This is a genomic window from Alteromonas confluentis, assembly GCF_001757105.1.
GTDB classification, from domain to species: Bacteria; Pseudomonadota; Gammaproteobacteria; order Enterobacterales; family Alteromonadaceae; genus Alteromonas; species Alteromonas confluentis.
Genome location: NZ_MDHN01000013.1, coordinates 1 through 26235, shown reverse-complemented (window position 1 = coordinate 26235; position 26235 = coordinate 1). Strand labels below are relative to the sequence as shown.

The 26235-nt window shown below is 47.0% G+C and carries 26 protein-coding genes and 1 rRNA gene; 13 read left to right on the top strand and 14 right to left on the bottom strand.

Translation table 11 applies throughout. The features are described 5' to 3' along the window. Positions 1–12: 12 nt before the first annotated feature. From BFC18_RS05810 to glyQ, 3 genes are all read right to left on the bottom strand, one after another. The gene (locus tag BFC18_RS05810; RefSeq protein ID WP_245680347.1) at positions 13–456 is read right to left on the bottom strand and encodes a hypothetical protein; all 444 of its coding nucleotides are present in this window, start codon (positions 454–456) and stop codon (positions 13–15) included. Between the two features lie 71 nt (positions 457–527). Next, positions 528–2597 carry a glycine--tRNA ligase subunit beta gene (gene glyS / locus BFC18_RS05805; protein ID WP_070124322.1) on the bottom strand — a complete coding sequence of 690 codons (2070 nt, stop codon included), beginning with the start codon at positions 2595–2597 and terminating at the stop codon, positions 528–530. Positions 2598–2599: 2 nt separating this feature from the next. Next, positions 2600–3505 carry a glycine--tRNA ligase subunit alpha gene (glyQ, locus tag BFC18_RS05800; protein WP_070124320.1) on the bottom strand — a complete coding sequence of 302 codons (906 nt, stop codon included), beginning with the start codon at positions 3503–3505 and terminating at the stop codon, positions 2600–2602. 121 nt (positions 3506–3626) lie between these two features. Between glyQ and BFC18_RS05795 the strand changes: the two genes are divergently transcribed. Further along, a complete protein-coding gene (locus BFC18_RS05795) occupies positions 3627–4217 on the top strand; it encodes a DNA-3-methyladenine glycosylase I (RefSeq protein WP_070124319.1) in 591 nt (196 codons plus the stop codon). Between the two features lie 20 nt (positions 4218–4237). Here BFC18_RS05795 and BFC18_RS05790 read toward each other — a convergent pair whose 3' ends face one another. The 4 genes from BFC18_RS05790 to BFC18_RS05775 all read right to left on the bottom strand — a co-directional run bounded on the left by BFC18_RS05790 (position 4238) and on the right by BFC18_RS05775 (position 6898). After that, complete coding sequence (locus tag BFC18_RS05790; RefSeq protein WP_070124317.1) at positions 4238–4696, bottom strand: DUF2489 domain-containing protein; 459 nt, start codon at positions 4694–4696, stop codon at positions 4238–4240. Between the two features lie 13 nt (positions 4697–4709). After that, positions 4710–5216 (bottom strand): Der GTPase-activating protein YihI, encoded by a 507-nt coding sequence (gene yihI / locus BFC18_RS05785; protein ID WP_070124315.1) that lies wholly within the window; start codon positions 5214–5216, stop codon positions 4710–4712. A gap of 49 nt (positions 5217–5265) precedes the next feature. Further along, the gene (locus BFC18_RS05780; RefSeq protein WP_070124314.1) at positions 5266–5913 is read right to left on the bottom strand and encodes a class I SAM-dependent methyltransferase; all 648 of its coding nucleotides are present in this window, start codon (positions 5911–5913) and stop codon (positions 5266–5268) included. Between the two features lie 361 nt (positions 5914–6274). Further along, complete coding sequence (locus BFC18_RS05775) at positions 6275–6898, bottom strand: c-type cytochrome (RefSeq protein WP_070124313.1); 624 nt, start codon at positions 6896–6898, stop codon at positions 6275–6277. 177 nt (positions 6899–7075) lie between these two features. Between BFC18_RS05775 and yihA the strand changes: the two genes are divergently transcribed. Continuing rightward, entirely contained in the window at positions 7076–7687 is a 612-nt protein-coding gene (gene yihA / locus BFC18_RS05770; RefSeq protein WP_070124311.1) for a ribosome biogenesis GTP-binding protein YihA/YsxC, read from the top strand. Positions 7688–8099: 412 nt separating this feature from the next. Here the strand turns inward: yihA and polA are convergent, their stop codons facing one another. Further along, positions 8100–10871: a DNA polymerase I gene (polA, locus tag BFC18_RS05765; protein ID WP_070124589.1), complete on the bottom strand. Its 2772-nt coding sequence runs from the start codon at positions 10869–10871 to the stop codon at positions 8100–8102. Positions 10872–11292: 421 nt separating this feature from the next. Here polA and elbB point away from each other — a divergent pair, with 421 nt between their 5' ends. Beyond that, the gene (gene elbB, locus BFC18_RS05760; RefSeq protein ID WP_070124587.1) at positions 11293–11946 is read left to right on the top strand and encodes an isoprenoid biosynthesis glyoxalase ElbB; all 654 of its coding nucleotides are present in this window, start codon (positions 11293–11295) and stop codon (positions 11944–11946) included. 120 nt (positions 11947–12066) lie between these two features. Beyond that, complete coding sequence (locus BFC18_RS05755) at positions 12067–13518, top strand: TrkH family potassium uptake protein (protein ID WP_070124310.1); 1452 nt, start codon at positions 12067–12069, stop codon at positions 13516–13518. A gap of 31 nt (positions 13519–13549) precedes the next feature. Here the strand turns inward: BFC18_RS05755 and trkA are convergent, their stop codons facing one another. The 4 genes from trkA to def are packed head-to-tail and all read right to left on the bottom strand — an operon-like array spanning position 13550 to position 17750. Next, positions 13550–14929 (bottom strand): Trk system potassium transporter TrkA, encoded by a 1380-nt coding sequence (gene trkA / locus BFC18_RS05750; protein ID WP_070124308.1) that lies wholly within the window; start codon positions 14927–14929, stop codon positions 13550–13552. Between the two features lie 26 nt (positions 14930–14955). Continuing rightward, positions 14956–16272, bottom strand: coding sequence for a 16S rRNA (cytosine(967)-C(5))-methyltransferase RsmB (gene rsmB, locus BFC18_RS05745; protein ID WP_070124306.1), 1317 nt, complete (start codon positions 16270–16272; stop codon positions 14956–14958). Positions 16273–16275: 3 nt separating this feature from the next. After that, positions 16276–17229 (bottom strand): methionyl-tRNA formyltransferase, encoded by a 954-nt coding sequence (gene fmt, locus BFC18_RS05740; RefSeq protein ID WP_070124305.1) that lies wholly within the window; start codon positions 17227–17229, stop codon positions 16276–16278. Positions 17230–17237: 8 nt separating this feature from the next. Then, positions 17238–17750 (bottom strand): peptide deformylase, encoded by a 513-nt coding sequence (def, locus tag BFC18_RS05735; protein WP_070124304.1) that lies wholly within the window; start codon positions 17748–17750, stop codon positions 17238–17240. Positions 17751–18016: 266 nt separating this feature from the next. Between def and BFC18_RS05730 the strand changes: the two genes are divergently transcribed. The 7 genes from BFC18_RS05730 (at position 18017) to BFC18_RS05705 (ending at position 23671) form a co-directional block, all read left to right on the top strand. Next, complete coding sequence (locus BFC18_RS05730) at positions 18017–19102, top strand: LysM peptidoglycan-binding domain-containing protein (protein WP_070124585.1); 1086 nt, start codon at positions 18017–18019, stop codon at positions 19100–19102. 34 nt (positions 19103–19136) lie between these two features. After that, a complete protein-coding gene (dprA, locus tag BFC18_RS05725) occupies positions 19137–20267 on the top strand; it encodes a DNA-processing protein DprA (RefSeq protein WP_070124303.1) in 1131 nt (376 codons plus the stop codon). Positions 20268–20270: 3 nt separating this feature from the next. Then, the gene (locus tag BFC18_RS05720; RefSeq protein WP_070124301.1) at positions 20271–20747 is read left to right on the top strand and encodes a DUF494 family protein; all 477 of its coding nucleotides are present in this window, start codon (positions 20271–20273) and stop codon (positions 20745–20747) included. A 24-nt stretch (positions 20748–20771) separates the two neighbouring features. After that, positions 20772–21326, top strand: a complete 555-nt coding sequence (locus BFC18_RS21365) for a DNA topoisomerase family protein (RefSeq protein ID WP_083272935.1) — start codon at positions 20772–20774, stop codon at positions 21324–21326. Beyond that, positions 21323–21880, top strand: a complete 558-nt coding sequence (gene tsaC / locus BFC18_RS05715; RefSeq protein WP_070124300.1) for an L-threonylcarbamoyladenylate synthase type 1 TsaC — start codon at positions 21323–21325, stop codon at positions 21878–21880. Before BFC18_RS21365 ends, tsaC begins: the two co-directional genes overlap by 4 nt. A gap of 11 nt (positions 21881–21891) precedes the next feature. Then, on the top strand, positions 21892–22806 hold the full coding sequence (gene hemF, locus BFC18_RS05710; protein ID WP_139138962.1) for an oxygen-dependent coproporphyrinogen oxidase: 915 nt from the start codon (positions 21892–21894) through the stop codon (positions 22804–22806). 187 nt (positions 22807–22993) lie between these two features. Continuing rightward, positions 22994–23671, top strand: a complete 678-nt coding sequence (locus BFC18_RS05705; protein WP_070124583.1) for an OmpW family outer membrane protein — start codon at positions 22994–22996, stop codon at positions 23669–23671. A 66-nt stretch (positions 23672–23737) separates the two neighbouring features. Here the strand turns inward: BFC18_RS05705 and BFC18_RS05700 are convergent, their stop codons facing one another. Next, positions 23738–24166 carry a group II truncated hemoglobin gene (locus BFC18_RS05700; RefSeq protein ID WP_070124298.1) on the bottom strand — a complete coding sequence of 143 codons (429 nt, stop codon included), beginning with the start codon at positions 24164–24166 and terminating at the stop codon, positions 23738–23740. On the opposite strand from BFC18_RS05700, the gene aroE reads away from it, so the two are divergent. Then, complete coding sequence (aroE, locus tag BFC18_RS05695) at positions 24165–24971, top strand: shikimate dehydrogenase (protein WP_070124297.1); 807 nt, start codon at positions 24165–24167, stop codon at positions 24969–24971. The two genes, BFC18_RS05700 and aroE, sit on opposite strands and share 2 nt — an antisense overlap. A 10-nt stretch (positions 24972–24981) precedes the next feature. Here aroE and BFC18_RS05690 read toward each other — a convergent pair whose 3' ends face one another. Continuing rightward, the gene (locus BFC18_RS05690; RefSeq protein ID WP_070124295.1) at positions 24982–25515 is read right to left on the bottom strand and encodes a gamma carbonic anhydrase family protein; all 534 of its coding nucleotides are present in this window, start codon (positions 25513–25515) and stop codon (positions 24982–24984) included. A gap of 454 nt (positions 25516–25969) precedes the next feature. Here BFC18_RS05690 and BFC18_RS05685 point away from each other — a divergent pair. Then, positions 25970–26235: ribosomal RNA gene (locus BFC18_RS05685) — 16S ribosomal RNA — on the top strand; the annotation flags it as partial.

Below are 26235 nucleotides of genomic sequence, written 5' to 3'. Positions count from 1 at the left end.
ATAAATGGTGGATTAGGCTCTTGGCGTCACCAGTAGCATTACCTCACCACCGCTTGCGGGAGTGAAGGTAAATCGATACACACCGGTTTTTTGTGGCGTGAATTGCAGATTCTCTGAATCTGTACCACAAACCATGTAGAGCGGTTCTTGGTTAAGAACAACCTGACCACGATAACGGGCGCCACAGGTTTGGTCTGGTGTCCAGAAACCGTCAGACAGACGGAAATCATACGGCTGACCATCAGCAATCAAATCAACTTCAACATACCAGCCTTGAGGGCCATCGGTTAGCTGATATTTAGCGTTGGCTTCCCACCAGTTAAAAACACCGCGTAAATAGAGATCTTCAAATTTAATCTCAGGCGGATCCATTAGGCCAGGCAGGCTTACAACGCTGCGGCTACTACAGCCAGAGAGAAGGGCGACGAATAATAAAAAAGCGAACTTTTTAATCACTGTAACTCCATTAAAAAAATGCCCGACACAACTTGCCGGGCAATGCGCGTTATTGTGTGCAATACAGCAGGCTATTTAGCTAGAAGCGAAATATCTGCTGCTTTAAGAAATTGCTGTCTTAATACAGACAACAGCGCCAGACGGTTGTTCCGTACAGCGTCGTCATCGGCCATAACCATAACGTTATCGAAGAAGCTATCTACGGCGTCGCGTAACGTAGCCAGAGCGCTTAATACCGCATTGTAATCAGATGACTCAACACCTGACTCAACTTCAGCTTTAACACTCTCCAGCGCTTTGTACAGGGCGATTTCGGCTTCTTCCTGTAGCAAGGATGCATCGACAGCGTCAGAAATATCGCCATCTTGCTTAGCAAGGATATTGGCAACACGCTTATTACCCGCCGCGAGCGCTTCAGCTTCTTCACGGGCTTTAAACGCCGACACCGCTTCTACACGTGCAGCATAATCGGCAGGACGAGTAGGACGACGGGCAGCCACCGCTTGAATAACATCAATGCTAACACCTTGGTCTTGCAGCAACGCGACAAAACGTCCAAGCACGAAGTCTACAACCTGCGCCTGTGTTTCTGCGTTAGTCAGTTTATCACCATAAACGTCTACCGCTTTTGCAACCAGCGTATCTAAATCAAGCGCGAGATCTTTCTCAACAATAATACGCAGCACACCAATGGCAGCACGACGCAGTGCGAATGGGTCTTTATCGCCTTTTGGTAACTGACCAATACCAAAGATACCCACCAGCGTATCCAGCTTGTCTGCCAAAGAAACAGCAGCACTCACGCCAGATGCAGGGAGTGCATCGCCAGAGAAACGCGGCATGTATTGTTCATAAAGCGCATTGGCAACGTCAGCAGATTCGCCGTCGTTCAGCGCATAGTATTTGCCCATCACGCCCTGTACGTCAGGGAATTCCATGACCATTTGCGACATTAAGTCGGTTTTCGCGAGTAAACCTGCACGCAAAGCGGATTCCGCGTCGGCACCAATTTGACCAGCAATAAAACCAGAGAGGGCAGCAATACGGTCGGATTTATCTTTCAGTGTACCGAGCTGCTTTTGGAACAGTACCGTCTCCAGGCTGGCAAGACGACTTTCCAACGTAGACTTCTTATCTGTGTTAAAGAAGAATTCTGCGTCGGCAAGGCGAGGGCGGATGACTTTTTCGTTCCCAGAGATCACCTGAATTGGGTCTTGAGACTCAATGTTACTGACGAACAGGAAACGGTTGTCCAGCGCGCCTTCTGAGGTCAGCAGAGGGACGTATTTCTGGTCATCTTTCATGGTGTAAATGAGGGCTTCTTTTGGCACTTCCAGGAAAGCGGCTTCAAACGATGCCTGCATTACAACCGGCCATTCAACCAGTGACGCAATTTCTTCTAATAAACTCTCGTCATAGTCAGCTTTTAAACCAAGCTCAGACGCTGCTTTTTCCAGTTCGTTTCGAATGTACTCGGTACGCTCTGAAAAGTCGGCATAAACATAATGCGACTTCATAGCGGCGGCGTAGTTATCAGCGTGATCAAGCTCAAAGGTGGCTTCGCCATGGAATCGATGCCCTTGAACAACACGGCTACTGGCTTTACCCAGTACGGTTAAAGGCAACAATTCTGCGCCGTAAAGGGCAGTAACCGTATGCACCGGACGAATAAACTGGGTTGTAGAATTACCCCAGCGCATGGCTTTAGGGATAGGCAACTTACCAATCGCCTGATTAACCAGGCCTTCAATGAGTGCGCTAATGTGCTGACCTTCAACACTGGCGCGATGAAGTAACCATTCCCCTTTATCGGTAACCATGCGTTCTGCTTCAGAAACGTCGATACCATTACCGCGGGCCCAGCCCATGGCGGCTTTCGTTGGATTGCCATCTGTATCAAACGCAGCAGAAACCGCAGGGCCGCGCTTCTCTACTACTTTATCTTGTTGTGATTCTGCAATGTCGGAAACCGATACTGCCAGACGACGCGGTGCTGCAAACCAGTGAATTCCAGAATAAGTGAGCTCAGCATTATCCAAGGCCGCTTGTAAATTGTCGGCGAAACTTTGCCCCAACGCTTTCAGCGCTTTAGGAGGGAGTTCTTCAGTACCAATTTCTACTAATAAATTCTCTGTGCGCACGATTACTGCTCCTTCTTACACATTGGGAAACCGAGAGCTTCACGCGCCTGGTAATAGCTTTCAGCACAGGCCTTAGCAAGCGTTCGTACGCGCAGGATGTAACGTTGTCTTTCGGTGACTGAAATCGCATGACGGGCATCGAGCAAGTTAAAAGCATGAGACGCCTTCATAACCTGCTCGTAAGCGGGCAGAGGTAAATTCTTTTCAATTAACAATTGGCTGGCGGCTTCGCATTCATCGAATGTCTTAAACAGGAAATCCACGTTAGCGTGCTCGAAGTTATAAGCCGACTGCTCAACTTCGTTTTGATGGAATACATCACCATAGGTCACTTTGCCCATTGGGCCATCTGTCCACACCAGATCGTAAATGCTGTCGACGCCCTGAACGTACATGGCCAGGCGCTCCAGACCATAAGTGATTTCACCAGTAACCGGTTTACACTCAAGGCCACCTACTTGCTGGAAGTAAGTAAACTGAGTTACTTCCATACCGTTCAACCAGACTTCCCAACCAAGACCCCAGGCACCCAGAGTAGGTGATTCCCAGTTGTCTTCAACGAAACGAATATCGTGAACCAGCGGATCGAAACCCAGCTCTTTCAACGAGCCAAGGTACAGCTCCTGGATGTTGTCTGGAGAAGGCTTCAACATAACCTGAAACTGATAGTAGTGCTGCAGACGATTGGGGTTTTCGCCATAACGACCATCGGTAGGGCGTCGGCAAGGTTGTACATAAGCACTGCTGATAGGCTCTGGCCCTAACGATCTTAAGAACGTCATCGGGTGGAAAGTACCGGCACCTACTTCCATATCAAGAGGCTGGATAATCACGCAACCTTGGCGTGCCCAGTAATCCTGCAGTGCGAGGATCAAACCCTGAAAGGTTTTAATATCGTATTTCTGCATGTTTGCTGCTTATAACTGACCAATGTAAAGGTGGAGTAGTATACAATTTGTCAGCAGCCGAATGTAGGCTGAATTCAATGAAAACGGATTAAAATACGCTTAATTTAGCAGGGAAACCGATATGAAAGTGACGACAGGTGTAAATCGCTGTGGCTGGGTCTCGGATGATACGGAATATCAGCTTTATCATGATACGCAATGGGGCCGACCAGAACTGGATGATAAGGCACTGTTTGCCAAGCTTTGCCTCGATGGACAACAGGCTGGTTTATCCTGGATCACGATACTAAAAAAGCAGGCCAATTTCGAAGCCGCTTTTCACAACTTTGAACCAGAACGGGTGGCAAAGATGACCGATGACGATGTTGAGCGACTTATGCAAAATACAGGAATTATTCGTAATCGTCTTAAAATAAAAAGCATCATTACCAACGCTCAGGCCTATTTAAAAATTACTGAACATATGGCTTTCAAAGACTATATCTGGCAGTTCACGGAAGGTAAAACCATTATTAACCAATGGCAAGACTACAAACAGGCACCGGTCAGCTCACCGGAATCGAAGCTAATGTCGAAAACACTCAAAAAAGACGGCTTTAAATTTGTGGGGGAAACGATTTGTTATGCCTACATGCAGGCGGTGGGAATGGTGAACGATCACACGGTGGAATGTCACTGTTACCAATCGTGCTGTGAACAGGCACGGCGGTAACAGTGAAGTGAGACTGACACTCAAACGTTGTTCAGTTGTTGGCACCAGCGACTGATATCATCCAGTTCGGCTAACACCTTGGTCTCGTATTCAGATTCAATTTGTTCTCTGGCCACATCTTGTTTTCTTCGTTCTTTCAGTGGCAGTTTTCTGCGTTCTTCTAAAATCGCAAAGCCACTGATCTCAACATAGAGCGCGTAGATATGGGGAAACTTCGTTTTATACTCTGGCGGTGCTTCCAATGGCAGGGCATTAAGCAGCTTACAAATGCGAATGGCGCCTTCTGATAAATCACACTGTTGCTGCTGCATTGCTTTGCTGATAACCACAATACTTTCTGTGATCGTGTCTATTCGGCCATCTCTGGCGGCCTTTTGTCTCGCGTTCTGTTGCTTTAACAAAAACAGGAGCTTTCCGGCATAAAACCCAAGACCTAGAATAATCAGTAAACCTGCGACAATGGCGACAGTTAACCACATAGCACTTTACACCTTAGTCTTTGAATTCATCCATACTGATAGCGTCCAGATGTTTCATCGGATCTTCGTCCTCTTCTTCATCGTCGCTGTCAGTAATACCCAGCAAATCACAAATAATACGGTGACGTGCCATTTTCTCGTCAACGTAAGCTTGCTCTGCCTTACTAATGGCAATACCGTCGTCGAGTTTATCGAGTAACGTTGCCAATCGGTTATCCGCTTCTAACGCGGCCAATTCGTCTGCTGGCGTGGCGTATTTTTTTACCACAGCGTTCGTGACCGGGGCTTTTATCAGCTCAATCGGCTTTTTACTGCCGTGGCGCGGATCTTTATTTCCTGAGGCGCGCTTCTCTTGTTTTGCCTTAGACTCAACCGCGTTTCTGCTACCCGCTTTGTTACCAGAGTGCTTCTTCGATTTTGCAGGTGAAGTGGTATTTTGTTTTTTCTTTTTATTGAAGTCAGGATCTTTTCTGACACCAATTAGCCCGACTTTACGGGTCTTTTTAGAACGAGACGACATAACTTTGTCTCCTGGTTGAACGATAATTGGGTGTAATTATACCGCGTATCTATGGATGCTTCTTCAACAATACAACGTCTTTGCTGCAAAGAGTGACAGAAAACCCGAATTCCCGACCAATATAGTCGAAGGTACGCGCTGAGAAAAATGACACATGTGTCATGTCATTCTTGTAATGCCAACTGACGAATTTCTCCGGACTTTCAACACGCTTGGTCATGATTGCCATCAGGCCGCCTGATTTTAGCAATGAAGTAAGCAACCTTAACTCTTCAATTGGCCTGTGAAAATGCTCGATAGCTTCAGTACAGGTTATAAAATCGTAGTTCAGGTTAAGAACGGATTTGTCGTTGGCATAAATAGGATCGTACCAGTGCATCGCAAAACCACACTGTGTCAGCATGTCGGCGAGTACCGGCGCTGGACCACAACCAAAATCTAATCCCGTAGCAGGGGGCGAAAGTTGTTCTGTTATTGGTGTGCATGCTCTGTTCAGGAACTGCCGATAACCTTGATCTTCAAAGCTGTTTTCATGGAGATCGTATTCCGCTTTTTCCTGACTTAAATCGGGTAGAAACGCCTTTGCGACAAATACCAGATCACATTGCTGACAATGCAAATATCGACGCTTTCTATCCTCATGATAGTGATTAATTTGTTCTGAAAGACAGAGCGGACAAGTGTCAGAGCATTTCATTTACAGAGGCTGTCCGGATAGGTTGGGGGAGAATAGGAAGTCAGTTTAACAGGAGCCAAAAAGAAAAAAAGGTGATGGTCGAAACCATCACCTCGTTTATCAGTGTCTGATGACACCTCTCCCGTTATTGCACTTATGTGCAAGGGTGCTCCCCTTTTTTTTGTTTTTTACAGAGCTTATATTGTTTAAGGTCTTCCTGACGCTTTATCCAAATTCCTGGTCTGTTGATTTTTGTTATTGTTGTATTTCAGTTGGTGCTCTTTCAGGCAAAGCTCCAAACTTGAGCAGCTATACTACAGAACTGAGTTCAAAAGACAAGTAATTATTTACAAATAATTAACAACCTTTGAAATACAAGTACTTAGTGTAGGCCTGCCAGGTAGTTCGACAGGATCTCAATGTCTTCATCAGTAAGTTTCATGGCTACATCACGCATCATGCCGTTCATGTCGTTAGCCCGTTGGCCTTCCCGGAAGCTTTTTAGTTGGGCTGCGACGTAGTCAGTGTATTGACCACTGATATCGGGAAAGCCCGCTAATCCCATGCCATTACCATCTGGACCGTGGCAAGCACTGCAGGAGGGAATGCCACGTGATGCATCACCGCCGCGGTAAAGGGCTTGGCCTGCTTCGACGTAATTCTCTGGCGTTTGTCCGATTTTAGGATCTTGTGAAGAGAAGTAGGCAGCTAAATCCGCCATGTCTTGTTCAGACAGGGCACCCGCCATTGGGTTCATCACGGCGTTATTACGGCCTTCTGCGCCGCCCGTTTGCATCGCCAGTTTAAACTCTTTTAGTTGTTTTTCGATATAACCTGCATGTTGCCCCGCGATTTTCGGATACATGGGGATCATGGCGTTGCCATCAGGACCGTGGCAAGCTGCACAGGTTACAGATTTTGCTTTTCCGGCTTCGGCATTTCCTTCTGCCAGAACAGTTCCGGTAAAACCTAATGCCACACAAACAACTAAACACAGTTTTTTCATAACTAATCTCTACAAAGGACCAAACGGCTTCGGCGTTATACGTGATATCATATGTATCTTTACACATTTAACACGGCAGAAAAACTTATTCCATAATAAAACTATGGTTTTATGGCGATTTTCTGATAAGTGTCAAACAATTTATAATTAAGTCCAAAGTATAGACGGATATTAACAATGTCGTATTACACAAAAGCAAAGTTTCTCATGAGTGCGCCGGATATCCGCCATCTTAAACAGGATGAGGGCATCGAAGTGGCGTTTGCAGGCCGCTCGAATGCCGGGAAGTCCAGCGCCTTAAACACGCTCACCAGACAAAAAAACCTGGCTAGAACCAGTAAAACGCCTGGTCGCACACAGCTAATTAATATCTTTGAACTTGACGAAAACCGCCGCCTGGTTGACTTACCTGGATACGGTTTTGCTCAGGTACCCTTAGAAATGAAAAAGAAATGGCAGGCATCGCTGGGTGAGTATTTGCAAAAGCGGAAAAGCCTACGTGGTCTGGTGGTGATGATGGATATCCGACACCCGTTTAAAGATCTCGATCAGGATTTAATTTTTTGGGCTGTCGATGCGGGACTCCCCGTATTAGCGTTATTGACGAAAGCTGATAAGTTAAAATCAGGTAAGCGAAAAGAAGCATTAATGTTTGCGAAAACGGCAGCGCTGGCCTTCAATGGCGATGTGACGGTACAGACTTTCTCGTCGCTGAATAAGATTGGCGTGGGTGAAGCTGAAGCAGTATTAAATAATTGGTTCGACCTGAATAAAAAAGAAGAAGAGTAGGTGGCTGTAGAAGGAGATAAACTTTTGCAGTCCTGAAAAGAAAAATCCCCATCCATTTGGACGGGGAAAAGGACTGAGAGAAAACACATAAAAACCGAAGATATAGAGTGCCCCATCCCGCTATTAGTTCAAATTAAATAGAAAAAAACGCGATTTTTTTCTATTTAATTTTTTCCTCTATGAAAATCATAGCCTTACGATAAAGCTTTACTACCGAATTTCAGGCATAAAAAAGCCCCGGTAAAACTACCGGGGCCAAAGCAAAGGTTTGAAAACAGCTTTCTCACCTCTGTACCCTACATGCAATAGGGTACAACAGAATGCTGAAAAGGCAAGTTAAAATGTAATAAAATTACCAAATGTAGGTGATTGTAAGGATAAATACAGTAAATACTGTAAGCCACTTTCTGTTTTAGTGCGCTTCATCCCAATTTTCACCCACACCGGCTTCTACCTGAAGGGGAACAGATAAAGTCGCAGCCTGCTCCATCAGGGTTACAATTTTTGCCTTCATCTCGTCAACAACAGACTCGCGAATTTCAAATACCAGTTCGTCGTGTACCTGCATCATCATATACACATCATCGCCGGCTTCTTTTTGGATCCACTCATCCACTTTTAACATGGCTAGTTTAATGATGTCGGCGGCAGTACCTTGCATAGGTGCATTTATCGCTGCACGTTCGGCGCCCTTACGACGGGCCCCATTACTGGCTTTAATGTCAGGTAAATAAAGACGACGGCCAAACACCGTTTCCACGTAACCTTTTTCTTTTGCGTGTTCGCGGGTTTCATCCATGTAGCGAAGTACACCCGGATAACGTTCAAAATACAAATCCATATAGCTTTGTGCATCGTTACGCGGAATATTCAGTTGGCGAGATAAGCCGAACGCAGACATACCGTAAATTAAGCCAAAGTTAATCGCCTTTGCACTGCGGCGCTGATCGGCGGTAACGTCATCTAGAGGCGCATCGAACACTTCAGCTGCTGTTGCACGGTGAATATCCTTTCCTTCAGAGAAGGCATCGAGTAAGCCTTTGTCTTTAGATAGGTGCGCCATAATACGCAGTTCGATTTGCGAGTAGTCGGCGGCTACAATTTTGAAGCCATCACGGGGGACAAATGCCTGACGCACCCGACGACCTTCTTCTGTGCGAATTGGAATATTCTGCAGATTTGGATCAGTAGAAGACAAACGTCCTGTTGCAGTGACTGCTTGATGATAGGAAGTATGCACGCGACCGGTACGATGATTAATCATCTTCGGGAGTTTATCCGTGTAGGTATTCTTCAGCTTGGTCAAGCCTCGGTATTCCATGATCATTTTCGGAATAGGGTACTCAAGCGCCAATTCCTGCAACACTTCCTCGGAAGTAGAAGGCGCACCTTTAGGTGTCTTCTTGATGATCGGTAACTCAAGCTTTTCAAACAAGATGTGCTGCAGCTGCTTGGTTGATCCCAGGTTAAAGGTCTCTCCGGCTGCATCGTGTACGCTGGCTTCCAGTTCTTTAATTCTGGTGGCGAGATCCTGACTTTGCTGATTCAACTTCTGTGAATCGATAAAAACACCCAACTGTTCCATGCGGGATAGTACACTGGCAAGCGGCACCTCTACATCCAACAAGAGCGCTTTGAGCTCGTCATGTTTTTCCAGACGCGACCAAATTTCGTTATGAAGGCGAAGCGTAACATCGGCATCTTCTGCGGCATAAGGCGAGGCTTCATTCAGATCGATCTGATTAAAGGTTAACTGTTTGGCTCCCTTGCCCGCAATCTCTTCAAAGTGAATCGTTTTGTGATTCAAATATGCCATCGCCAGAGAGTCCATGTCGTGACGAGTGGCGGTACTATTCAACACGTACGACTCCAACATGGTATCGAAAGCAATGCCCTGCAGGTTGATATCATAATTCGCCAGTACATTCTTATCGTACTTTAGATGCTGACCTACTTTCTTAATGCTTTCCGATTCGAGAAGGGGCTTAAGCGCATTTAACACGTGATTGCGATCGAGCTGCTCAGGGGCATCGGGATAATCATGGGCAACCGGAACATAAGCCGCCTCGCCGGGGGCTGTGCTGAAAGAGACACCGACGATTTCCGCTTCCATATAATCCAGACTGGTGGTTTCGGTATCAAACGCAAACAGTGGGGCGTCTTCGAGTTTCTTTAGCCAGGTATCGAACGCTTCTTGTGTTGTTACCGTTTCGTAGTTGTCACGATTAATATCAGAAAGAGAGGCCGGGGCGTCTTCGGTATCATCAGACTCAGCGATTGCTTCAGCCGCTTCAGCCGCCGATTCGGAAGATACTTCAGAGAACCAGCGTTTAAATTCATATTCCGCAAATAGTTCAGCAAGCTTGCCGTTGTCTGCCTCTGTTGGGGTGAGGGTTTCTGGGGCAAAGTCCATTTCCACGTCTAACTTAATGGTGGCAAGTTCATAAGAAAGACGAGCTTGTTCTTCGTACTCGGCCATTTTCGCTGCCATGGTTTTACTGCCGCGGAATGACAAGCCAGCAATATCATCAAGATGATTGTAGATATCTTTTATGCCACCAATGCCGTTCAATAAGGCTTGCGCGCTTTTATCACCCACACCGGGCACGCCAGGAATGTTATCCACTTTGTCCCCTTTTAGGGCCAGGAAGTCGATGATCAATTCTGGTGGTACACCAAACTTCTCGTTAACGCCGTCGATGTCGGTGATCTGATTGTTCATTGTGTTGATCAACGTGACATGCTGGTTAACCAACTGAGCCATATCTTTGTCACCGGTACTGATCAGCGTATCGATACCCTTTTCTGTCGCCTGACGGGAGAGCGTACCAATCACATCATCGGCTTCGACGCCTTCTTCGATAATGATCGGTAAACCCATCGCGCGGATAATATCGTGCAGTGGGGCTATTTGAGAACGCAGCTCTTCCGGCATTGGCGGGCGATTAGCCTTATAGTCGGCATACATATCGTCACGAAAGGTTTTACCTTTTGCATCGAACACAACGGCTATGTGAGTAGGGTGGTATTGGCGGATCAAGCTTCTTAGCATGTTGATCACACCGTAAATGGCACCCGTATCCTGACCTTTGGAGTTGGTCAGAGGGGGCAAACCATGAAAAGCGCGGAACAGGTAAGATGATCCATCAACAAGAATAAAAGGAGGCTTTTTGCTTTGGGACATAGAAAGGCTATCGCAGGCATCAATAATAAAGCATGCAGGATGCCACAGGCGGCGTCTTAAAGCCATATTAGCCGTATTGCGCAATATTCGGATCGCTTGTGGATAACTTTGTGATCAAATCTAAAAATAACGGGATCGTCAATGTAGATCTAAAACGGCGTCAAATTCCGTAGATCTGAGTATATAAGGTGTTGCAGGAAACCGAAGAGGCATCATCCTTGTGATAAATTCTTCCCTGATAATGTGGATAACTTGGTGTATTGAGATTTATGGTTTAACCAAGTTCGGCAGTTAATGTAGCATAACGATAACAATCAGTGACAGCTGAGATTGATACTTTTTGTATAGTATTTGTTGTTTTTTTAATCATAAAAGGCATAACGCCTGATCTATCTGGCTTGCAGAGATGGGAGAGTATTCAGTGAAAAAAGTAGCAGTGATTCTAAGTGGAAGTGGCGTGTTTGATGGAGCTGAAATTCACGAAGCGGTTATTACCTTATTAGCAATTCGTGAAAACGGGGCACAATATCAATGCTTTGCGCCTGATGTGGCGCAAATGCATGTAGTGAATCATCTCACAGGCGAAGTTGCTGAAGGCGAGTCGCGCAATGTGCTGGTTGAATCTGCCCGTATCGCTCGCGGGGAAATTAAACCCGTTACCGCGTGCAAGCCCGACGACTTTGACGCCATTATGTTACCGGGCGGTTTCGGAGCAGCGAAAAACTTATGCACTTTTGCGGTAGACGGGCCTGAATGTTCAGTTAACGACGATGTGATGGCTGTGTGCAAAGCATTTGCAGAAGCCGGTAAACCGGCGGGTTACGCCTGTATTGCACCAGCCCTTGCTGCAGCGGTTTATAAAGATCAACGTAAAGTGACCATCGGTAACGATGAGGGAGCGGCGGCAGGTATTAATGCGTTAGGTGCTTCACATGTGGATTGCGCCGTTGATGCCATCGTTATTGATACCGAAGCAAAACTTGTCACTACACCCGCTTACATGCTTGCAGGCGACATTTTGGAGGCCAAGGCCGGTATCGATAAAATGGTAAAAACCGTACTGGCGATGAAGTAATCGTAGTGGGTTAAGGCGAATGGGCTTTCCCTTTCGCCTGAGTCACCGCATAATGACAAGATTGGGGTGATAACAATGCAGTTACTGCATTAGAAGAAATATAAAAAGGCACAGCGAAATATGCACTACCGTGCAATCGTAAGGATTCTGGGATTACTGGTTGCGCTGTTTAGCGTCACAATGATACCACCTGCACTGATATCATTGGTTTTTGAAGACGGCAGTGGTCTGCCTTTCATTATTGCCTTCCTGATGTGTGTCGCCACCGGCACAGTAATGTGGTACCCAAACCGTTACCATCGTAAAGAACTCCGGGCGAAAGAGGGGTTTCTCATCGTCGTACTGTTTTGGACAGTACTGGCCAGCTTCGGTGCCATTCCGTTTATTTTGCTCGAACAGCCGAGTATGACGGTCACAGATGCTTTCTTCGAAAGCTTCTCTGGGCTTACTACCACCGGGGCTACCGTTATCGAAGGGATTGAATTCCTTCCTCATTCAATTCAATTCTATCGTCAGCAACTGCAGTGGCTTGGTGGCATGGGTATCATTGTACTGGCCGTTGCGATTCTGCCTATTCTTGGCGTAGGGGGCATGCAGCTATACAGAGCTGAAACCCCCGGCCCTGTGAAAGATTCAAAAATGACGCCCCGTATTGCCGATACGGCAAAGCACCTCTGGTACATCTATTTGTCGCTGACAATCGCTTGTACCGGTGCTTACATGATTGCCGGTATGGACTGGTTCGATGCGGTTTGCCACTCCTTCGCCACTGTGGCGATTGGCGGCTTTTCGACTCACGATGCGAGTCTTGGCTACTTCGACAGTCCTATGGTTAATGCGGTTTGCTCCATCTTTCTGCTTATCGCGGCACTTAACTTTTCATTACACTACGCGGCTGCCAGCTCCCGTTCGGTAAAAGGCTACCTGCGGGATCCGGAATTTAAAGCTTTCCTTTGCATTCAGTTTGCGTTGATTATGATTTGCTTCCTGGTGCTCACGCTATCGGGTTATTACGGTTCTGCAGAAGAAGCCCTCGATCAGGCAATGATTCAGGCGGTGTCTATTAGTACTACCGCAGGATTTGCCACTACAGATTTCTCATCTTGGCCGGCCTTCTTGCCAATATTGTTAATCTTTTCCAGTTTTATCGGCGGCTGTGCGTCGTCTACCGGTGGTGGGCTAAAAGTGGTGCGTGTCTTACTGCTATTTCTACAGGGAAAGCGGGAAGTCGATAGGCTTATTCACCCTAAAGCGGTGTATTCCGTTAAGCTGGGCGAGCGGGCAATGCCTGATCGCGTTGTGGAAGCGGTATGGGGATTCTTCTCGGCTTATGCCATCGTGTTTGTGGTGATCATGATTGGTATGATTGCTACCGGACTGGATAACATTTCAGCCTTTACGGCAACAGCGGCAACGCTGAATAACTTAGGTCCTGGTCTTGGCAGTGTCGCTGGCACGTATTCTGAAGTCACCGATGCAGGTAAATGGTTGTTGGTGCTGGCCATGCTGTTTGGGCGTTTGGAAGTGTTTTCACTGTTGGTGTTATTCTCGCCCACATTCTGGCGAAGCTGATCCGGCTTCGCCTTCATCTGTAAGTTATCAATTAGCCAAAGAAGAAAGCGCTAGGCTGGAACAGTTTTTCCACGTCGGTGATGTATTTCTTGTCTACCAAAAACAGAATCACATGGTCATTGGCTTCAATTTTTGTGTCGCTGTGAGCGATAATTACCGTGTCTTCACGAACAATTGCGCCGATGGTCGTGCCGGGCGGCAATTTGATACTGCCAATTTCGCGTCCGACCACCTTAGACGTATTCTCATCGCCGTGGGCTATCGCCTCGATGGCTTCGGCGGCCCCTCTACGTAAAGAATACACATTTACAATGTCACCGCGACGGATGTGCGTCAGCAGGGCAGAAATCGTTGCCTGTTGGGGTGAAAAGGCGATATCAATCTCGCCGCCCTGAACCAGATCAACATACGCGCTGCGCTGAATTAGCACCATCGCTTTTTGCGCGCCCATTCGTTTGGCCAACATCGCAGACATGATATTCGCTTCATCGTCGTTGGTAACTGCAATGAATGCATCTACCTGGTCGATACTTTCTTCATTCAGAAGCTCGGGATCAGAAGCATCACCACAGAACACGATGGTTTTATCCAAATTGGCAGAAAGATACTGCGCGCGCTCAGGGCTAAATTCGATAAGTTTAACGTTGTGCTTATGCTCAAGACGTTTTGCCAAGCCTGCGCCAATTAAGCCACCACCGGCTATCATAATGCGTTTATAACTGGATTCCAGCTTCTGCAACTCGCTCATTACGGCGCGAATATGCTTTGTAGCCGCAATGAAGAACACTTCATCGTCGGCTTCTATAACCGTTGTTCCCAGAGGGCGGATAGGACGACCACGACGGTAAATAGCGGCTACCCGGGTTTCCACGTTAGGCATGTGCTCTTTTAATGTTGAAAGTGCATGACCTACGAGCAAACCACCATAATAGGCTTTTACCGCAACAAGACTGGCTTTGCCTTCGGCAAATTCGACAACTTGCAGTGCGCCAGGGTAATCAATTAGGCGTTTAATCGCCGTGGTAACCAATTGCTCAGGCGCGATAATATGATCGACAGGAATGTTCTGCTCTTTATACAGTTGTTCCTGATAAATGATGTATTGCTCGCTACGCACACGAGCAATTTTGGTCGGGGTCTTGAACAGGCTGTAAGCGACCTGACAAGCCAACATGTTGCTTTCATCGCTGTTGGTTACAGCAATAAGCATGTCTGCGTCTTCGGCACCGGCTTTTTTAAGAATATCTGGGTGAGAACCCACGCCTTCAACAACCTGAAGATCGAGCCTGTCTTGTAGCGCTCGTAAGATGGTCGGGTCTGAATCAATAACGGTTATCTCGTTCTTTTCACCAACCAGGTTTTCTGCCAGCGTACCACCGACCTGTCCTGCGCCAAGAATGATGATTTTCATTGATTTATTTCAGACTCTTTATCTTATTAGTGAGAAGACTTTATCAGTCTCGCGTAGTAGAAACCATCCATTTGTTGCTCGCCAGGTAAAATCTGACGACCAGGTTTTTCGGTGGTGTCGGTTTCAGTAAGCGAAGACAATTCTGCATCTTCAGTGCGCGCTAAAAACGCGGCAACTTGCTGATGATTTTCTTCAGGCAAAATGGAGCAGGTGGCATAAAGCAGTGTGCCGCCGGGTTTAAGCAATGACCACATGACATCCATAATTTCCGACTGTAGTGCGCCGAGTGCTGCGATATCAGTGGATTTACGTAACCAGCGTATATCTGGGTGACGACGAATTACTCCGGTTGCAGAGCAGGGTGCATCAAGCAAAATACGATCGAATAGTTGACCATCCCACCATTGATCCGGTCTAAGCGCATCGCCTATTTTTATTTCTGGTTTGTGCTGTAGGCGAGTCATGTTTTCTTTAACCCGCTCTAAACGAATGGCATCGCTATCGATGGCGAGGCAAGAGCCAATGGCCGGCTGGATCTCAAAAATATGTCCGGTTTTTCCACCGGGCGCGGCACAGCAATCCAAAACTCGGTCGTTTGGCTGTGGTGCCAAATATTGCGCTGCCAATTGAGCCGCCCCGTCTTGCACGGCGAACCAACCTTTCTCATAGCCAGGAAGGGCGGTAATATCCTGGCGCTTAACCAGTATCACTGCCTGCGGGTGTTGTTCTGACAGCGAAAACGCAATGTCTTGTTGTGTTAATGCCTCACAAAACGTTTCACGTGAAACCTGGCAGGTGTTTACTCGAAGCCAGATAGGCGCTTGAGCATTGGTTTGTTCAACAACCGATTCGTAGTGATCAGGGTATGCCGCAACAACACGTTTATAGAACCATTTCGGCAATCCACTGGCGATGATAGGATCTTCTACGGGTTGTGTTGCCAGCGCCTGTCGCTCGAAATTACGTAGGATGGCATTCACTAAACCTTTTAGTTGCATGCCGCCAAGATAAGAAGCAGCGTTGACGGTTTCACTGACAGCGGCATGTGACGACACACGACTAAATGCAATCTGATACAGCCCAAGCAAAATCAGATGTTCAAGCACCTTCTTATTGCCTTTTAACGGTTTATCCAGCAGCTGGCGTAACCAGGTTTGTAATAGTGGCAACTGGCGCATCACGCCCAGCGACATCTCTTGGATCCACGCGTTATCTTTCCCCTGATATCGTCGCTGCACTTTTGCTAAGCATTCACGACTGGATTTACCATTTTCGAGGATCTGATAAATAACCCACGCGGTATCGGCGCGCAGGTTTTTCTGACGGGGTAAGGGGATTGTCATAACTTAATTGCCGCCGATGGGCTTGCCGGTTTCGAACCACTGAGGGCGAGCATTAAGAACATCTGCCGCCGGTAGGGCTTTTTTACCCGGAATTTGTAATTGAGTGATTTGCAGATCTTTACTGCCGGTGGCAACCACAATACCGTGCTTATCCGCTTTGACTACGGTGCCAGGCGTTTGTGTTGACGTTGCTTCGCTAACCGATGCAGACCATACCTTCACGTTGTCGTTTCCTAACTGCATCCATGCAACTGGCCAGGGATTAAACGCACGAATATTACGCTCAATCTGTTCCGCCGTTGCCTGCCAGTCAATAAGCGCTTCTTCTTTGCTTAGTTTCTTAGCATGGGTGGCTTCGTCGTCATTTTGCTTTTCTGTAGCGCCAAGATAGCGCTCAAGATCACTAAGTACGTCTACCAATGCAACAGGACCCAACTCCGCCAATTTATTGTACAAAGTGGCACTGGTGTCTGAAGCTTCAATCGGGAGCTTAGCAATATGCAGCATATCGCCGGTATCCAAACCCACATCCATTTGCATGATGGTAACGCCAGCTTCGTCATCGCCTGCCCAGATAGAACGTTGGATAGGTGCAGCACCTCGCCATTTGGGCAAAATAGAACCGTGAACGTTAATGCAACCATGGCGCGGCATATCAAGAACCGCTTTAGGTAGCAGTAAACCGTACGCCACAACTACCATTACATCCGCATTCAATGCAGCCAGTTCTGCCTGCGCTTCTTCATTCTTAAGCGATGCCGGTTGAAAAACCGGAATTTGGCTTTCTTCCGCTAGCACTTTTACCGGGCTGGGAGTGAGCTTTTTACCACGTCCCGCCGGGCGGTCGGGTTGCGTATAGGCGGCAATAACTTCGTGCTCTGTTTTTAACAAAGCACGTAAGTGATCGGCAGCAAATTCAGGCGTACCTGCAAAGATAATTCGTAATGGTGAAGTCACAGCGTACCTTATGCTTCTTTCGCAGCCAGTCGGGCTTCTTTCTCAAGCTTTTTACGAATACGCTGACGCTTGAGTGGAGAGAGGTAATCAATAAACAGCTTACCTTTCAGGTGATCGAGTTCGTGCTGAATACAAATAGCCAACAGGCCATCAGCTTCAAGTTCAAATTCTTTGCCGTCGGCATCGAGGGCCTTAACGGTAACACGCTCGGCGCGATCCACCTTGGCGTAATTGCCCGGTACCGATAAGCAGCCTTCTTCACTGATCGTGGAACCGTCTTTTTCGGTGATAACCGGATTAATGAAAACCCGAGGCGTGTCCTGATCTTCAGACACATCCATCACCACCACCTGAACATGACGATCTACCTGCGTTGCTGCCAGGCCAATGCCTTTTTCGTCGCGCATGGTTTCGAACATGTCCGAAACAAGTTGTTTGATTTCATCATTAACTGACTCTACCGGCTTCGCTACAGTGCGTAACCGTTCGTCGGGAAAACTTAAAACGTCTAATATTGCCATCTGTCGTTCTACTTCGCTTGCGTGTATGAATTTATATACGATCCAATAGCCAGCGCTATTTACACATTCGTTTAAGTTACTATTCTATCGTATAACGGGTTCAGCCGTGCATTTTTTTGTTTCCTGATGCATTGGCGCTATGCTTTAGTCCTAGAGGCCTGCTTCAATCTAAGCTAAGTAATAAGGCGTTTCGGACTGTAAAAATACGTTACACCGCCGATATAGAGGCAATGACGAAAATTTCAACAGGAGTGGCTGGTGCCAGCATGAAAACAGGATTCATAAAGAAGCGTTTAACCACTGCCGCAGTCTTGCTAGGTATGCTTATCGGTTGTTTGTCGGGGCTGGCTCAGGCGGTAACGTTAAAAGAGGGCGCGCCACAAACGTATACCGTAAAACGTCACGATACGTTGTGGGACATTGCGAGTCTCTTTCTGGATAAGCCTTGGCTGTGGCCAGAGTTATGGCGTAATAACACGCAAATCATAAACCCTCACCTTATTTACCCCGGCGACGTGCTGGTTATCCGAATTGTTGACGGGCAGCCTGTACTTGTTGTGCAGCGGGAGAAGAAACATTTAACCCTCGGGCCATCACTGAGAAAGCAGAATAAACCAGATCCCATCGGCATGTTGCCCTGGACCGCGATTGCGCCTTACATCAATCAGAACGAGTTACTGGATGAAGAGGTGTACGAAAAGCTGCCTCACATTTTAGGAAACCAAACGGGTGATATCCGCTTTGTGACAGATGATATCGTGATTAGTCGCAGCTACGGCCGATCTTCCGATCAGTATCGCGTGCTAAGAAGACAATCTACTATTGAAAACCTGAATGGCGATATCCTCGGCATCCAGGTTTATCACGTCGCCGATGCCGATATGATTGACGACACGGTACCGTTTCAATGGCTCGTTAAGGTGTCTAAATCTAATTTTGAAGCCCGCCGCGGTGACCGCCTATACGATGGCGAGTTCACCGGTAAACAAGATCTTATGCTGCAGGCTGCGAAGCCTGAACAGCGAGGATTCGTGGTGGGCAACCTGCATCAGCATGAATTGCTTGGCAAAGATGATGTAGTCATCGTCGATTTAGGCGCAGAACAGGTTCAGCCTGGCACGGTTATGGGACTTTATGCACAAGGGCCAGACATCATTGATGGTGAAGCCCCTAAATATGCCGGCGAAAATAATGCGCTTTACAGCGTGTTCAACGATGGTAGTACGGTACATCAGCCAGGCATAAAAATTGGCGAAATTGTTATCTTCAAAACCTTTGAAAAAGCGAGTTACGGTATTATTACCCGCGCAAGGGAGTTGGTGAAAACCGGCGCGATTGTCGCCAACCCTTAACTAAATAGCCATGCCGTAACCAAGGAGTTACGGCATGCACTTTTCCTCCCATTATTCATCTCTCACCGCTTGGCTTGCCATGGCCACCGTTCCTAAAATGTCACCGCAAAAGTGGCACCGCATGCTCTCTGCATACTCACTTAGCGCAGAGGACATCATGTTTAATCAGCAAGTGTTATCGTCTGACGTTATTTCTGAGCCAGTCAGAACGGCATTGGCTACCCTACGTCAACATATCGATATAACGGCGGTAAATCAGGCTATTAACTGGCTTGAGCAAAGTGAACAGCATCATATTCTTACCTGTGAGCATGCGCACTGGCCAACCGGATTCTCGTTGTTGTCATCGCCCCCGTTGGTACTTTTTGCCGTTGGCAACGTATCAAGATTATCTGATACACAAATTGCCATTGTTGGCAGCCGACGAGCAACGTTCTCTGGACTACAGCACGCTGAGATGTTTGCTACACAGCTAGCGCAGGCTGGTATCACTATCACCAGTGGCTTGGCCACCGGTATCGACAGTGCGGCGCATAAGGGGGCAATGTCATTTGAAGGCAGAACTATCGCCTTTTTGGGGACAGGTGCTGACATCATCTATCCACGGCGCAACCATAGTCTTGCCAGGCACATTGTCGAAGGGGGAGGTCTGATTGCCTCTGAGTTTTTCCCCGGTACACCGGCGAAACGATTTCATTTCCCTCAGCGAAACCGCCTGATCGCGTCTGTTGCAGCTGGAACATTGGTTGTAGAAGCGTCGTTGAAAAGTGGCACCTTGATAACGGCGAATTTGGCCGCAAATATGGGGCGTGATGTGTTCGCAGTGCCAGGTAATATCAGCAACTCGCAAACAAGTGGGTGTCATGCACTTATTCAGCAAGGTGCTAAACTGGTAATATCGGCTGAACACATTATTGAAGAATTGAGTCCGCAAGTCAGTACTGCGCATGGTCTGCCCGAAACATCGCAGCAAAAAAGTAAAGAACAAAACTTGGCAACCGATAAATTATTAGATAGTGTGGAGTTAGATGTAACTGGCGTTGACATCATAGCCGAACGTAGCGCTCTGCCTATATCAGTAGTTATGGCAACATTATTAGAATATGAGCTGCGTGGTCTCGTAGCCGCTGTTCCTGGTGGTTATGTCAAATTGAGGGGGAAATAAACCATGTTCGACATCCTCATGTATCTGTTTGAGAATTTCATTCATAGCGAAACGGAAATCCGCGTCGATCAGGACGAACTGACAGATGAGTTAATACGCGCTGGTTTTCATCACGATGAGATCTACAAAGCGTTGGCCTGGTTAGAAAAACTCGCCGCATTGCAAGAAACGGATATCAAACCGTATTTTTGCAAAGGGATCTCATCTGGCGTGAGCCGCATTTATACGCAAGAAGAACAAATGCGTCTTGATGTTGAGTGTCAGGGCTTCCTGCTGTTTTTAGAGCAGGTTGGTGTGCTTGACGCGTCAACGCGTGAGATGGTGATAGACAGAGTAATGGAAATCGATTCTCCTGAATTCTGCCTTGAAGATCTTAAGTGGGTAGTATTGATGGTGTTATTCAATGTACCCGGAAAAGAAAATGCGTACGCCCAAATGGAAGATCTTTTGTTTGAGGAATCAGACGGTACGCTACATTAAGTAGGAGCGTTTCCGACATTCTTTATGTCAAAAATTGATCATTCCCTTTTTAGTGCTCACGAGCATGCGCTTGAGCACGCCTTTGGCGACTGCCCGGAATGTGGCAGTCGTTTGCAACTTCGCAACAGCAAAAACGGCCCGTTTCTTGGCTGTACTGCCTATCCTGATTGCCATTTCAGTAAACCTCTACACGATCAGCAAACTACCACGCTAAAAGAAATTGCCGGCTCGTCCTGTCCAGAATGTGGAAATGTGATGGCTATTAAGAAAGGGCGATATGGTATGTTTATCGGCTGCACCAATTTCCCTGAGTGTCATCATATCGAGCCGATCAAGCAACAGGAAGATACACAGGTTTTATGTCCACAATGCAAAACCGGGCATATCATCGAACGCACAAATAAATATGGGAAACGGTTTTACGCCTGTAATCATTATCCAAAATGTCGATATGTGGTAAATTTCCCGCCTGTGTCGGGTAGCTGCCCAGAATGTGGATGGGAATTGCTTATCGATAAGAAAGGAACACTCTGCTGCCCTCAACCATTATGTGACTATCAGGCTGAGTCCAAAGAATGAGCGAACAACAAAACGATACGCTGAAAGATGCGTTCGAACAGGGGGCATTAATTGTCTACCCTACAGAAGCAGTAATGGGGATTGGCTGCGACCCTGATAACGAAATGGCAGTACATAAGCTGCTACAGCTAAAACAGCGTCCAATTGAAAAAGGCATGATCCTGATCGCAGATTCGTACTCAAGATTACTGCCATTTGTTAATGATAATGCCGTGCCGCCTCATCGCAGAGCAGAAATCTTCTCCTCCTGGCCGGGTCACAACACCTGGTTACTACCCAAATCGAAAACCGCGCCTCGTTGGATAACGGGCGAACACGAAAAAATTGCCGTTCGCGTTACTGATCACCCGGTGGTTAAAGCGCTCTGTGAGCGCTTGGGGAAGCCGTTGGTATCTACCAGCGCCAATCCTTCCGGCGAGCCGCCTGCACAAGATCAACAGCAAGCGCGCGCATATTTTGCTGATAGCGTTATTTATATCGATGGCGAAACCGGAGCTAAGACCCGACCCAGCACGATTCGTGACTGCGAAACCGGGCAGATAATCAGAGACTAGACATGCAAACCATGAACATTGAGGATACGGCTGACGCCATCGCTCGAGTAAAAGCTTTTTTACTCTCTCTACAAGATAATATTTGCCAGACCCTGGAATTGGCTGACGGAAAAGGTTCTTTTGAAGAAGACACCTGGCAGAGGGAACAGGGTGGTGGTGGCCGTTCTAGAGTAATGAAGAATGGCTGCGTAATCGAGCAGGGCGGTGTTAATTTTAGCCATGTGTTCGGTGATGCTATGCCAGCTTCCGCCACAGCATCACGTCCAGAGTTAGCTGGCCGAAGCTTTCAGGCTATGGGCGTGTCATTGGTGATCCATCCACACAACCCTTACATTCCAACATCCCACGCTAATGTGCGCTTCTTTATTGCAGAGAAAGAAGGCGAAGCGCCGATTTGGTGGTTTGGTGGCGGATACGACCTCACGCCTTTTTATCCCTTTAAGGAAGATGCACAGCACTGGCACGATACGGCCAAAAAGTGTTGCGCGCCATACGGCGATGAAGTTTATCCGAATTATAAAAAATGGTGCGACGATTACTTCTATCTGAAACATCGCAATGAAACCCGTGGTGTTGGTGGTTTGTTCTTTGATGACTTAAATGAATGGGGCTTCGAAAAGAGTTTCGCATTTATGCAGTCTGTAGGGAATAGTTACCTCGATGCTTATGTGCCTATTGTAGAGCGACGTAAAGGTCAGTCTTACGGCGAGCGGGAACGTCAGTTTCAACTTTATCGCCGTGGTCGCTATGTCGAGTTCAACCTGGTGTATGACCGAGGCACGCTGTTTGGTTTGCAAACCGGCGGCCGTACTGAATCCATTCTTATGTCGATGCCGCCACTGGCTCGTTGGGAGTATGGTTTTGAACCAGCCCCTGGCAGTCCTGAAGACAAGCTCTCAAGCTGGCTTAAACCCACCGATTGGTAGTGATTCACTCCACTGGTTCTCAGTGAATTCGCTTTCTCTTTAAAAGCACTATGACTCGTTGATGTTGATTCAGATCAACCTCAACGGGCTCATTCTCAAACAGATTTTTTCTGTTGATCTAGAACAACATTCTGATTTTCCCGAGGCGTACAGTACGCACATCAACGTTAATACACGAGAGAAAATCATGAAAAGAACTACCCTTGCAGCACTTATTCTGACTGCTCTTACTGCTCCAGCCATGGCTTATGAAGCCGGTGACATCATTATTCGTGCGGGTGTAACTACGGTTGCGCCAAATGACGATTCTAGCAATGTTAACGTAAACGCGCTGGGCGGCAATGTTGGTATGGGGGTTGGTGTCGATAACGATACTCAGCTTGGTTTAAACCTGGTTTACATGCTGGATTCAAACTGGGGCGTGGAAATTCTGGCTGCAACTCCGTTTACCCACGATGTTGAACTGACAGGTACCGCAGATAATGCTCTAGGTTTAGGTGACGGTAAACTTGCTGAAGTTACGCATCTACCTCCAACGATTAGTGCTGTTTACTTCTTTGATACCAACTCAGCTTTTATTCCTTACATTGGTGCGGGTTTAAACTACACGTTTATCTATGATGAAGACTTTACAGGCGATCGTGAGGAGCAAACCTTCTCTGACCTAGATCTCGACAATTCATTTGGTTGGTCTGCGCAGGTAGGCTTCGACTATAAAATTGATGAAAAATGGCTGATTAATGCCTCTGCCCGCTATATCGCTATCGACACAACTGCCGACTTTACTGTTGCCAGTGTTGCTGGCAGTGTAGACGTTGACATTGACCCTTGGGTTTACACCGTATCAGTGGGCTTCGTTTTCTAATAACTCGCTTTTGCTTTCCATGCGTTTTTCGCACTTGCCATTTGCCCTCCTGAATTGGAGGGTTTTTTATTCCTCGTGATTAATCATGTGCTCAGCTAACTGATCCAGTGCGTCGAGTAGCTTCTCAGCAATCGCCATATTGTCTACCGTTTGTAGCATGGCTTTTCGCATGCAGTACATCCACTGTTGTTTAAGGGCTGGTGTCACCGGGAAGCCCAGGTGACGCGCGCGCAATCGTGGGTGGCCAAACTGTTTTTCAAATTCATTTGGTCCGCCCAGCCACATTGTTAAATACAGAAAAAATACATGGCGAATTCTGTCCAATGGTTGCGGATGGATAGCGAGAAGCTCCTCAGCAATAGGATCTTGCTCCATGATGTCATAGAATCGGTTAGCGATTAATCTGACTGTTTCCTCTCCGCCAATCGCCTCATAAGGTGTGGCAGGAGTTCCTGTATTCTTCTTTGATTTATTTAACAAGCTAAAAATGCCCATGAAAAAGTTCGCTGTATTCGGAAATCCAATTTCTCATAGTTTATCACCGGCTATCCACCATATGTTTGCAGAATTAACCGGTGAAGATATTCATTATGACAAAATTGAGGCGCCAGTAGATGGCTTTGAGCAAGCTGTTAACGCATTCTTCGCAGATGAACTGGCGGTGGGTTGTAACGTTACGGTTCCCTTCAAGGAAAAGGCGTTTGTGCTAAGTGAAGCAAACTGCAATCCGGAAGCGAAAACTGCTAAAGCAGTAAATACTCTTCATCGTGAGGGGAATGCATTATTTGGTTATACAACCGATGGCATGGGGCTGGTGGCGGATTTACTGAATGCTACCGAGTTAAAAGGTAAGCGTATTTTGTTAATTGGCGCTGGTGGGGCAGCCCGTGGAGTTGTGCAACCATTACTCGGCTCAGAACCTGAACTGCTAATGATAACAAACCGAACTTTGGCCAAAGCTGAATCAATTGTCACCGATATTAAACATGACGCATTTTGTGCGGTGAGTATCGAAGAGGCAAAGAAGCAGCTGCCAGATGTTATCATCAATTGCACTTCAGCAAGTTTAACCGGTGATTTGCCAATGGTATCAGATGGCCTTTTCTCACAATGTAAATTGGCTTATGACATGGTTTATAGCGCAAAGGCGACTTCGTTTATGAATTATGCGAAGGAGCAGGGGGCACGTTCTACAAAAGATGGTTTCGGCATGCTAGTCGAACAGGCAGCTGCCGCATTCACAATATGGACAGGAAAGACACCAGAAACTGCTGGTGTCATTCAGAAGTTACGGCCATAACGGCGAACACTCAGATCTGCGCCAAATACTCATCTTTAAGGCGCACATAGTTATCCGCTGATATTTTGAGGAACGCTTGTTCACTTTCTTTGAGCGGGCGTTTCTTCATCATTGGGTTGCCTACATATAAATAGCCACTCTCAAGTCGCTTGTTGGGAGGCACTAATGTGCCAGCGCCGATAAAAACATCATCTTCTACAACAGCACCGTCCATTACTATCGCGCCCATACCCACAAGGATGCGGTTACCCAGGGTACAGCCATGTAGCATGCATTTATGCCCAATAGTGACATCATCACCAATGATCAGCGGATTACCGTCAGGGTTGCCGGATGACTTGCGGGTAACATGAAGAACAGAACCATCCTGAATATTCGTTCTGGCACCTACTTTTATGTAGTTAACATCACCACGGGCTGCAACAAGGGGCCAGACACTGGAATCCGCACCGATAGTTATCTCGCCAACCAATACACTCGATTCATCTATATAGCAGCGTTCTGCAACAGAAGGGGAGATAGAATTGTATTCTCTGACAGGCATTATAAAGCTCTCTTAAACAATAATAGGGTTACTATACGCCTCTGATCGCTCGCTTTATAGGCGTGAAAGTACAAGATTTAAGCGAACGAGCGAAATGTTTCAGTTTTTTGAAAATAACCATTGATCTATTAACTGAACCCCCTATAATGCGCCCCACTTCGACGGGGAACGTCACTGACAGACACCTCGAAGTGCTTGCAGGATAAGGCTTTCAGCCAAATACAGTAAGCGGTTTTCAAAAGCAACGTTTTGAAATTAAATTTAAAAAACGATTGACACTGAAAACGAAGCGCGTAGAATGCGCGTCCCGCTTCGGGGTAAAGCTTCGAAGCAGCTAAGCAAAGCTTTTATATAAGCACTTAGCATTGTTCTTTAAAAATGTATAACAAGACAATCTGTGTGGGCACTCGTTAAGAGTGTCAACCGACGATTCATAAAAGTTTTTCGATATATTTAATTGAAGAGTTTGATCATGGCTCAGATTGAACGCTGGCGGCAGGCCTAACACATGCAAGTCGAACGGTAGCAGGATGTGCTTGCACATCGCTGACGAGTGGCGGACGGGTGAGTAATGCTTGGGAACTTGCCTTTGCGAGGGGGATAACAGTTGGAAACGACTGCTAATACCGCATAATGTCTACGGACCAAACGGGGCTTCGGCTCCGGCGCAAAGAGAGGCCCAAGTGAGATTAGCTAGTTGGTGAGGTAAAGGCTCACCAA

Excerpts from the sequence above, each read along its gene's own strand:
- glyQ (WP_070124320.1), bottom strand. The coding sequence starts at position 3,505 with ATGCAGAAATACGATATTAAAACCTTTCAGGGTTTGATCCTCGCACTG.
- BFC18_RS05795 (WP_070124319.1), top strand. The coding sequence starts at position 3,627 with ATGAAAGTGACGACAGGTGTAAATCGCTGTGGCTGGGTCTCGGATGAT.
- BFC18_RS05790 (WP_070124317.1), bottom strand. The coding sequence starts at position 4,696 with ATGTGGTTAACTGTCGCCATTGTCGCAGGTTTACTGATTATTCTAGGT.
- yihI (WP_070124315.1), bottom strand. The coding sequence starts at position 5,216 with ATGTCGTCTCGTTCTAAAAAGACCCGTAAAGTCGGGCTAATTGGTGTC.
- BFC18_RS05780 (WP_070124314.1), bottom strand. The coding sequence starts at position 5,913 with ATGAAATGCTCTGACACTTGTCCGCTCTGTCTTTCAGAACAAATTAAT.
- BFC18_RS05775 (WP_070124313.1), bottom strand. The coding sequence starts at position 6,898 with ATGAAAAAACTGTGTTTAGTTGTTTGTGTGGCATTAGGTTTTACCGGA.
- yihA (WP_070124311.1), top strand. The coding sequence starts at position 7,076 with ATGTCGTATTACACAAAAGCAAAGTTTCTCATGAGTGCGCCGGATATC.
- polA (WP_070124589.1), bottom strand. The coding sequence starts at position 10,871 with ATGTCCCAAAGCAAAAAGCCTCCTTTTATTCTTGTTGATGGATCATCT.
- BFC18_RS05755 (WP_070124310.1), top strand. The coding sequence starts at position 12,067 with ATGCACTACCGTGCAATCGTAAGGATTCTGGGATTACTGGTTGCGCTG.
- trkA (WP_070124308.1), bottom strand. The coding sequence starts at position 14,929 with ATGAAAATCATCATTCTTGGCGCAGGACAGGTCGGTGGTACGCTGGCA.
- rsmB (WP_070124306.1), bottom strand. The coding sequence starts at position 16,272 with ATGACAATCCCCTTACCCCGTCAGAAAAACCTGCGCGCCGATACCGCG.
- def (WP_070124304.1), bottom strand. The coding sequence starts at position 17,750 with ATGGCAATATTAGACGTTTTAAGTTTTCCCGACGAACGGTTACGCACT.
- BFC18_RS05730 (WP_070124585.1), top strand. The coding sequence starts at position 18,017 with ATGAAAACAGGATTCATAAAGAAGCGTTTAACCACTGCCGCAGTCTTG.
- dprA (WP_070124303.1), top strand. The coding sequence starts at position 19,137 with ATGCACTTTTCCTCCCATTATTCATCTCTCACCGCTTGGCTTGCCATG.
- BFC18_RS05720 (WP_070124301.1), top strand. The coding sequence starts at position 20,271 with ATGTTCGACATCCTCATGTATCTGTTTGAGAATTTCATTCATAGCGAA.
- BFC18_RS21365 (WP_083272935.1), top strand. The coding sequence starts at position 20,772 with ATGTCAAAAATTGATCATTCCCTTTTTAGTGCTCACGAGCATGCGCTT.
- tsaC (WP_070124300.1), top strand. The coding sequence starts at position 21,323 with ATGAGCGAACAACAAAACGATACGCTGAAAGATGCGTTCGAACAGGGG.
- hemF (WP_139138962.1), top strand. The coding sequence starts at position 21,892 with ATGAACATTGAGGATACGGCTGACGCCATCGCTCGAGTAAAAGCTTTT.
- BFC18_RS05705 (WP_070124583.1), top strand. The coding sequence starts at position 22,994 with ATGAAAAGAACTACCCTTGCAGCACTTATTCTGACTGCTCTTACTGCT.
- aroE (WP_070124297.1), top strand. The coding sequence starts at position 24,165 with ATGAAAAAGTTCGCTGTATTCGGAAATCCAATTTCTCATAGTTTATCA.
- BFC18_RS05700 (WP_070124298.1), bottom strand. The coding sequence starts at position 24,166 with ATGGGCATTTTTAGCTTGTTAAATAAATCAAAGAAGAATACAGGAACT.
- BFC18_RS05690 (WP_070124295.1), bottom strand. The coding sequence starts at position 25,515 with ATGCCTGTCAGAGAATACAATTCTATCTCCCCTTCTGTTGCAGAACGC.